Here is a 7918-nt window from a genome sequence, read left to right as displayed (position 1 = left end):
CTTCGCTGGACGTCAGGCAGCCAGTCGGTACACTTCCCGCAGTTCAGGGCCAGCGGCCAACACCCGAACGTGCATCAGATGCAATTCCCCGGGGTCGGCCCGTACCGGCTCAGGACGTCCGGTCCAGAAGTGCTGCACGGCGAACCCCACGGCCACCACCAGCACCAGCAGCAGGGCGGCCAGCGCCTTCGGATCCGTGCCGCACCGTAACTGCACCCAGAGCGGGAGCCGTTCGCGGACGGCGAGCCACACCCGCTCACGACGGCGGGCGTCCGGCGGTCCGTGCTGCGGGGGCGGCGGCCCGGCCCCGGAACCCGCACCCGCACCCGCGTCACCGAAGATCACCGCAGCCCTGGCCCGCATCCACTCCCGTTCAGAAGCGGACGCCGACGCAGACGCAGACACCGAAGCAGCCGACGTAGAAGCAGGTGCGGAAACGCCATCCCGAGCGGACGCGGAAGAAGCGGAGAGGGAAGAGAAGGGAGAGGAGGGGGAGAACGGAGAAGGCGACGAAGCGTTCATACCGACCGACGCTAAGCAGTCCGCGCGGATCTCGCCGAGTGGCCTCATATCCGGTGGATGGCCCCCCAGTTGTGGACAACTTCGTCACCCACAGGGTGCTCCGCCGCCCCGCTCAGCGCGGTGAGACCACGGCCCCCAGCAGCCCCGGTCCCGTATGCGCGCCGATCACCGCGCCGACCTCGCTCACATGCAGCTCATGGAGCCCGGGCACCCGCTCCCGCAGCCGCTGGGCCAGCGCGTCCGCGCGCTCCGCCGCGGCGAGATGGTGGACCGCGATATCGACCTGGCCCTCGCCCGCCCGCTCCGCGGCGATCTCCTCCAGCCGTGCGATGGCCTTGGACGCCGTGCGGACCTTCTCCAGCAGTTCGATCCGGCCGTCGGCCAGTTGCAGGAGCGGCTTGACGGCGAGCGCGGAGCCGAGCAGCGCCTGCGCGGCGCCGATGCGTCCGCCGCGGCGCAGATAGTCGAGGGTGTCGACGTAGAAGTAGGCGGAGGTGCCCGCGGCGCGCTTCTGCGCGGCGGCGACCGCGTCGTCCGCGTCCCCGCCGGCCTCCGCCGTCTCCGCGGCGGCGAGGGCGCAGAAGCCCAGGGCCATCGCGACCATCCCGGTGTCGACGACGTGGACCGGTACCGGGGCGTCCTTGGCCGCGAGGACCGCCGCGTCGTAGGTGCCGGAGAACTCCGACGAGAGGTGGAGCGAGACGATGGCGTCCGCGCCGGCGGCCGCGACCTTGCGGTAGGTCTCCCCGAAGACCGTGGGGCTGGGCCGGGAGGTGGTCACGGGTCGGCGCTTCTGGAGCGCCTCCGCGACGGATCTCGCGGAGATCTCGGTGCCCTCTTCCAGGGCCTGGTCCCCCAGGACGACGGTCAGCGGAACGGCCGTGATGTGGTGGCGTTCGAGAGCCGTCCGCGGCAAATAGGCCGTGGAATCGGTGACGATCGCGACATGGCGGGACATGAATGCGAGGTTATCCGGGGATCCCGACGGCGCACAGTGCGGGCCCCTCCCCAAGATCTTCCAGGCTTCCCCAAGACTCTGCCAAGAGGCCGGCGCCGTCGCCGCTCGTCAGGCCCCCGAGGATCTCATGACGTCGTGCCCTCGGTCCGCGGCGCCTTCTGCCAGGGGTAGGACGGCTGGGTGCGGGGGTCGCGGGTGGTGAGCGCCGGTGGGTCCTCGGACGCCGGGCCCCAGTCGTCGCCGGCCGCGCCCGCCCGTGCGGATCCGCTCGCCGCCGGTCCGCCCTCGGCCCCCTGCGGCTGCCCCGCCGTGCCCCGGCGTCCCCGTACGGGCTCGCGCGGCAGGTCCGCGGTGGCGGTGTCCTCGGCCCGGGTCCAGTGCCGCAGCGCTCCGGATTCGACGTCGATCTGGTCGCTGAGCGAGGCGAGATCGTCGTCCGCGAATTTGCGGGCGCGGTCCCGGACGGCCCAGCGCAGCGATTCCGCGGAGTGCGTGATCCGCTCCGTGCGCGCGCGAAGGTCCGGCAGGCAGGCGGTGATGGTGGCCCGGTCGGGCTCCCGTTCGAGCCGCTTGAGGTCGTCGTCCAGCTCGTGGCCATGGGCGCTCAGCCGCTGGAAGAGGCCGGCCGCCTCGCCGAGGGAGGCGTCGTCCGGCGAGCCGGAGCGGAGCACGTCCTGGGTGGCGCGCATGGAGGTGCGCAGCGAAAGCCGCAGCTGGGCGAGTTCCCCGACGACGCCGGGCTGGGCGAGCTGCCGGGCGCGCAGGCCGGTGTCCTCGACGGTCCTGCGGGCCTGGGCGACGGTGCGGTCCACCCCGCGCTTGGCCGCCTGCACGGCCTTGACCGCGGCGAACACCCCGGCCACGACGAACAGCACGAAGAGCAGCCCGAGGATGGCGACGACGGCTTCCATGGGCTCTCCCCAGACGTTCGGCGGCGCCGGCGGTGCCCGCGCCCTTGTCCCTCCACGGTAAACGGCTCGGGCAGGTCACGGGTTCCGGACGAACCCCCAACCTGCCCGTAGGGGAATACCCCCATATCGCCGCCGCGGGGTGCCCGGGGCGGCCCCGGGCACCCGCCGACCACTACGCCGGGACGATGTTCACCAGCTTCGGCGCCCGGACGATGACCTTCCGGATGCCCGCTCCGTTCAGCGCCGCCACGACGGCCGGCTCCGCCAGGGCCGTGGCCTCCAGGTCCGCGTCGGAGATCGACGGGGCGACCTCCAGGCGGGCCTTGACCTTGCCCTTGATCTGGACGACGCAGGTCACGGTCTCGTCGACGACATACGCCGGGTCGGCCACCGGGAAGCCCGCGTGCACCACCGTGTCGCCGTGGCCCAGCTTGCGCCACAGCTCCTCGGCGATGTGCGGCGCCAGCGGGGCGACCAGCAGCACCAGCTGCTCCGCGACCGTGCGCGGGACGGCGCCGCCCGTCTTGGTCAGGTGGTTGTTCAGCTCGGTCACCTTGGCGATGGCGGTGTTGAAGCGCAGGTTCGCCATGTCCTGGGCGACGCCGTCGATGGCCTTGTGCAGGGCGCGCAGCGTGGCCTCGTCCGGCTCCGCGTCGGCGACGGTGACCTCGCCGGTCGCCTCGTCGACGACATTGCGCCACAGGCGCTGCAGCAGGCGGTACTGGCCCACGACGGCCCGGGTGTCCCACGGCCGCGACACGTCCAGCGGGCCCATCGCCATCTCGTACAGGCGCAGGGTGTCCGCGCCGTACTCGGCACAGATCTCGTCCGGAGTGACGGCGTTCTTCAGGGACTTGCCCATCTTGCCCAGGACGCGGCTGACCTTCTCGCCCTGGTAGTAGTAGCCGCCGTCGCGCTCCTCGACCTCGGTGGCCGGGACGGCGATACCGCGGCTGTCCCGGTAGACGAAGGCCTGGATCATGCCCTGGTTGTACAGCTTGTGGAAGGGCTCGGAGGACGAGACATGGCCCAGGTCATGCAGCACCTTGGACCAGAAACGGGCGTACAGCAGGTGCAGCACGGCGTGCTCCGCGCCGCCCACGTACAGGTCCACGCCGCCGGCCGGCTGGCCCTCACGCGGTCCCATCCAGTACTGCTCGATGTCCGGGGCGACCAGCGCGTCGGCGTTGCGCGGGTCGAGGTAGCGCATCTCGTACCAGCACGAACCCGCCCAGTTGGGCATGGTGTTGGTCTCGCGGCGGTAGCGCTTGATGCCGTTGCCGTCGCCCAGGTCCAGGTCGACGTGGACCCAGTCCTCGTTGCGGGACAGCGGCGTCTCCGGCTGGGTGTCGGCGTCGTCCGGGTCGAAGGTGCGCGGGGAGTAGTCCTCGACCTCGGGCAGCTCCAGCGGCAGCATCGACTCGGGCAGCGCGTGCGCCACGCCGTCCTCGTCGTAGACGATCGGGAAGGGCTCGCCCCAGTAGCGCTGGCGGCTGAACAGCCAGTCGCGCAGCCGGAAGTTGACGGTGCCCTCGCCGATGCCCTCGGCGGCCAGCCAGTCGGTGATCCTCACCTTGGCCTCGGTCACCCCCAGGCCGTCCAGCGAGAGCGCGGCGCTCGACGAGTTGACGATCTTCGCGTCGTACGAGGCGAAGGCGTCGTCCCAGGTCGAGGGGTCGGTGCCACGGTCGTCCGACGGCTCGACGACACAGCGCATCGGCAGCTCGAAGGCGCGGGCGAAGGCGAAGTCACGGCTGTCGTGCGCGGGCACGGCCATGATCGCGCCGGTGCCGTAGCCCATCAGGACGTAGTCGGCGATGAAGACCGGGACCTGCTCGCCGCTGACCGGGTTGGTGGCGAAGACGCCGGTGAAGACGCCGGTCTTGTCCTTGGCCTCGGCCTGCCGCTCGACGTCCGACTTGGCGGCGGCCTGCTTGCGGTACGCCGCGACCGCGTCGGCCGGGGTGGCGTGGCCGCCGGTCCACACGTCGTGGGTGCCCTCGGGCCAGGCGTCGGGGACCAGCGCGCCGGTGCCGGTGCCGTTCTCGGCGCCGGCGATCAGCGGGTGCTCGGGCGCCAGCACCATGTACGTGGCGCCGAACAGGGTGTCCTGGCGGGTGGTGAAGACGGTGATCTTCTCGTCGCCCGCCGGGAAGTCGACCCGGGCGCCCTCGGAGCGGCCGATCCAGTTGCGCTGCTGCAGCTTGATGGCCTCCGGCCAGTCCAGCGCGTCCAGGTCGTTCAGCAGGCGGTCCGCGTAGGCGGTGATGCGCATGTTCCACTGGCGCAGCTTGGCCTTGAAGACGGGGTAGTTGCCGCGCTCGGAGCGGCCGTCGGCGGTGACCTCCTCGTTGGCCAGCACCGTGCCCAGTCCGGGGCACCAGTTGACCGGCGCGTCCGAGGCGTACGCCAGGCGGTACTCGCCCAGGACGTTGGCCCGCTCGATGGGGCTCAGCTCGCCCCAGGCCCGGCCGTCAGGGGTGGTGCGGGTCCCGGCCTCGAACTGGGCGACCAGGGTGTCGACCGGACGGGCCGCGTCCGCCTCCGGGTCGTACCAGGAGTTGAAGATCTGCAGGAAGATCCACTGGGTCCACTTGTAGTACGCCGGGTCGATCGTCTCGACCGAACGGCGCGGGTCGTGGCCCAGGCCCAGGCGGCGCAGCTGGCGCCGCATGTTGACGATGTTGGCCTCGGTGGAGACCCGCGGGTGGGTGCCGGTCTGCACCGCGTACTGCTCGGCGGGCAGGCCGAAGGCGTCGAAGCCCAGGGTGTGCAGGACGTTGTGGCCCGTCATCCGCTGGTGGCGGGCGTAGACGTCGGTGGCGATGAACCCCAGGGGGTGGCCGACGTGCAGGCCCGCGCCCGAGGGGTAGGGGAACATGTCCATGATGAACTTCTTGGGGCGTGCCGCCACCTCGGCGTCGCCGGCCAGCTCACCGCTGGGGTTCGGGGCCTCGTAGGTCCCGTTCTCCTCCCAGAAGGCCTGCCAGCGTGCCTCGATGTCGGCGGCCAGCGCGGCCGTATAGCGGTGCGGCGCTGCCACCTCGGCAGCGGTGGTCGTCTCGCTCATCGTCCTCAAAGCTCCATCGATCGTCTCTGCCTGCGGAAACGCGCCAGATCCCGGGCGCGCCGGAAACAAAAAGACCCCTCGCACAGGAGGGGACGCCGCGCCGATGCCGACAGGATCTGTGATCCTTCGGTACTGATCAGCGCGGCCCGCTAAGCAGAAGGCGTACGGCACGCATGGCGTCAGGGTACCGCAGGGCGTACGGGGCCCGCGCTGAGGATGACCCCAGCGCGGGCCCCGCCCCCGATACCCCGTACTCCTACCGCCGCGTCACGGGTGCACGGGCGGTGCGGGGAGGCGGGCGCCGCGTCCCTGCGTCAGGGGCGGTAGGAGCTCACGTAGCCGGCGCCGGGCGAGCCCACGCCGGTGACGTCGTCGTAGCCGACGCCCGCGTGCAGCGAGCTGTCCTTGCCCAGGCTGCGCAGCGAGGTCGTGGTGCCCTTGCCGGCGTCCACGCCGTTGACGTAGTCGACGCGGACGACGGCCAGGTCACGGCCGGCGCCCAGCGGGTGGTCGGTCACGTCGTGGTACGCGGGGGTGCCGTAGCGCTGGTAGATGCCGGGGTTGGCGAAGCCGATGGCGACGCCGTGCCGGGCCTGCTGGGCCAGCGCCTGGACTCCGGCGATCACCGGGGCGGCCAGCGAGGTACCGCCGATGCGGTACTCGTCGTAGCCGAGCTTTCCGCTCGGCAGCGTCTGGGTCTGGCCGACCAGGAAGCCGGTGTTGGGGTCGGCGACCGCGGCGATGTCCGGGACGGTGCGCATCGCGCCGCCGCCGTTCACCTTCGCGAGCCCGTCCGGGACGACTCCGCGCTGGTAGAAGGGCTGCGCCACGGTCGTGCTGGTGCCGCCGCCGGCGCCGCCGCTGAAGGCGCCCGGGAACCCGGTCCAGTCGTTGCCGTCCTTGGACAGCAGCGCCTTCTGGGTGCCCCAGCCGGTCTCCCACTGGTAGGCGTCGTGCTTGCCGATGGCCAGGGAGGTGCCGCCGACCGCGGTCACCCAGGGGGAGTTCGCCGGGCTGTCGACCTGCTTGGTGCCCGTCTTGGCGACCTCGTCGCCGTCGTCACCGGAGGAGAAGTAGAAGCCGATGCCCTGCACCGCGCCCTGCTGGAAGAGCTGGTCGTAGGCGGCCGCCGAATCCGGGGTCTCGTTCGCCTCCAGGTCGCCCCAGGAGTTGGAGACCATGTCGGCGAGGTGCCCGTCGACGACCTTGCCGAGCGAGTCGATCAGGTCGTCGTCCATGCAGGAGGCGCCGCCGACGTAGACGATGTCGGCGTCGGGAGCGACCGCGTGGACGGCCTCGACGTCGAGGGTCTCCTCGCCGTACCAGCCGGCCGCGCCGCACTCGTCGATGTGCGTGTAGTCCGCGGGCAGCACCTGGGACAGCTGGCCGTGGCGGTAGCGGGGGTCCCCGTTGCGGCCGGCGTAGGTGTCCGCGTCCTTGGCGATGCTCGGCGAGGCGTAGGCGTCGGTGATCGCGACGGTGACGCCCTTGCCGGTCCACTTCTTCGCGCCGTAGGCGGCACGCAGCTGCTTGCCGGTGTAGCCCTTGATCGCGTACGGCGCCTTGTTCCCGTAGGCGGACGGCAGCTTCTTGTCCGTCTTGGAGCCGTAGTACGAGGAGAACGGGCCGGCGTTGCGGAACACGCCCTCCGGCGGCGGCAGTTCGCTGGAGTGGTGCGTGGCCATCCGCGGCGCGTTGTCCAGACCCGTGACGGTCAGGACCGCGTCGGACAGCGCGGCGGGCGCGGAGGCCGTGGTCGACGGCGCGTGGTACGTGTGCCCGCTCTTGCGGTAGTTGTGCAGGTCGGTGGCGAAGGCGCGCTCGGCCGCGCCGGCCTCGCCCTTGACCGTCAGATAGCGCTGGGTGCTGCCGGTGACCGCCAGGCCGGACTTCTTCAGCCAGTCGGTCACCTTGGCTATCTGGTCGTGCGTGGCACCGAAGCGGGCGCGCACCTGGGCGGGGCTCAGGTACTTCCCGTACGCGGCGGAGTGCGGGTCGGACACGGCCCTCGCGTAGTCGGCGAGGCCCTTGGCGTCGCGGCCGGCCAGGTAGACGCGGGCGGTGACGTCCGTGGACGCGGACGTGGCGCCCTGGTCGGCCCGCGCGGTGGCCCACAGCGGCTTGGTGCCCTGCAGTGCGTGCCGGCCCCCGTCGTGGCTCGCGGCGTCGGCGGCCGGCGCCCCCAGCGCGAGCGCGCCGGCGACCAGCGGCAGCGTCGCTGCCCAGGCCAGGCCGGCGCGGGCACGCAGTGATCTGGTGCGGCTTGATCTCATGTAACCCCCTGCTGTGGCAATGCGGTGCGCTGCGGGGTGCCGCGCTGCGCCGGGGCGCCAGGTGCGCGGCACCGCACGAGCGATGAATGCGTCGGATGTGACGCTCACGCGATTCGCCACTCTTTCGGTGAACCGTTCATGTCAGGGGCATGCGATCACCAAGAAGAGACCAAGGAACGGCAAG

5 protein-coding genes are annotated in these 7918 nt (G+C 71.9%); all 5 read right to left on the bottom strand.

The genetic code is table 11. The features are described 5' to 3' along the window. Positions 1-12: 12 nt before the first annotated feature. The 5 genes from IEY78_RS34710 to IEY78_RS31640 all read right to left on the bottom strand — a co-directional run bounded on the left by IEY78_RS34710 (position 13) and on the right by IEY78_RS31640 (position 7734). Positions 13-363: a hypothetical protein gene (locus tag IEY78_RS34710; RefSeq protein WP_373294285.1), complete on the bottom strand. Its 351-nt coding sequence runs from the start codon at positions 361-363 to the stop codon at positions 13-15. A 271-nt stretch (positions 364-634) separates the two neighbouring features. Continuing rightward, positions 635-1480 (bottom strand): DegV family protein, encoded by an 846-nt coding sequence (locus IEY78_RS31655; RefSeq protein ID WP_189104220.1) that lies wholly within the window; start codon positions 1478-1480, stop codon positions 635-637. A gap of 125 nt (positions 1481-1605) precedes the next feature. Then, positions 1606-2391: a hypothetical protein gene (locus IEY78_RS31650; protein WP_189104219.1), complete on the bottom strand. Its 786-nt coding sequence runs from the start codon at positions 2389-2391 to the stop codon at positions 1606-1608. A 172-nt stretch (positions 2392-2563) separates the two neighbouring features. Then, entirely contained in the window at positions 2564-5461 is a 2898-nt protein-coding gene (locus IEY78_RS31645; protein ID WP_189104218.1) for a leucine--tRNA ligase, read from the bottom strand. A 314-nt stretch (positions 5462-5775) separates the two neighbouring features. Next, positions 5776-7734, bottom strand: a complete 1959-nt coding sequence (locus IEY78_RS31640; protein WP_189104217.1) for a S53 family peptidase — start codon at positions 7732-7734, stop codon at positions 5776-5778. Positions 7735-7918 lie beyond the last annotated feature (184 nt).

It is taken from the genome of Streptomyces kronopolitis (assembly GCF_014646275.1).
In the GTDB taxonomy this organism is placed as follows: domain Bacteria; phylum Actinomycetota; class Actinomycetes; order Streptomycetales; family Streptomycetaceae; genus Streptomyces; species Streptomyces kronopolitis.
This window is presented reverse-complemented; position numbering and strand designations above follow the sequence as displayed.

Excerpts from the sequence above, each read along its gene's own strand:
- IEY78_RS34710 (WP_373294285.1), bottom strand. The coding sequence starts at position 363 with ATGCGGGCCAGGGCTGCGGTGATCTTCGGTGACGCGGGTGCGGGTGCG.
- IEY78_RS31655 (WP_189104220.1), bottom strand. The coding sequence starts at position 1,480 with ATGTCCCGCCATGTCGCGATCGTCACCGATTCCACGGCCTATTTGCCG.
- IEY78_RS31650 (WP_189104219.1), bottom strand. The coding sequence starts at position 2,391 with ATGGAAGCCGTCGTCGCCATCCTCGGGCTGCTCTTCGTGCTGTTCGTC.
- IEY78_RS31645 (WP_189104218.1), bottom strand. The coding sequence starts at position 5,461 with ATGAGCGAGACGACCACCGCTGCCGAGGTGGCAGCGCCGCACCGCTAT.
- IEY78_RS31640 (WP_189104217.1), bottom strand. The coding sequence starts at position 7,734 with ATGAGATCAAGCCGCACCAGATCACTGCGTGCCCGCGCCGGCCTGGCC.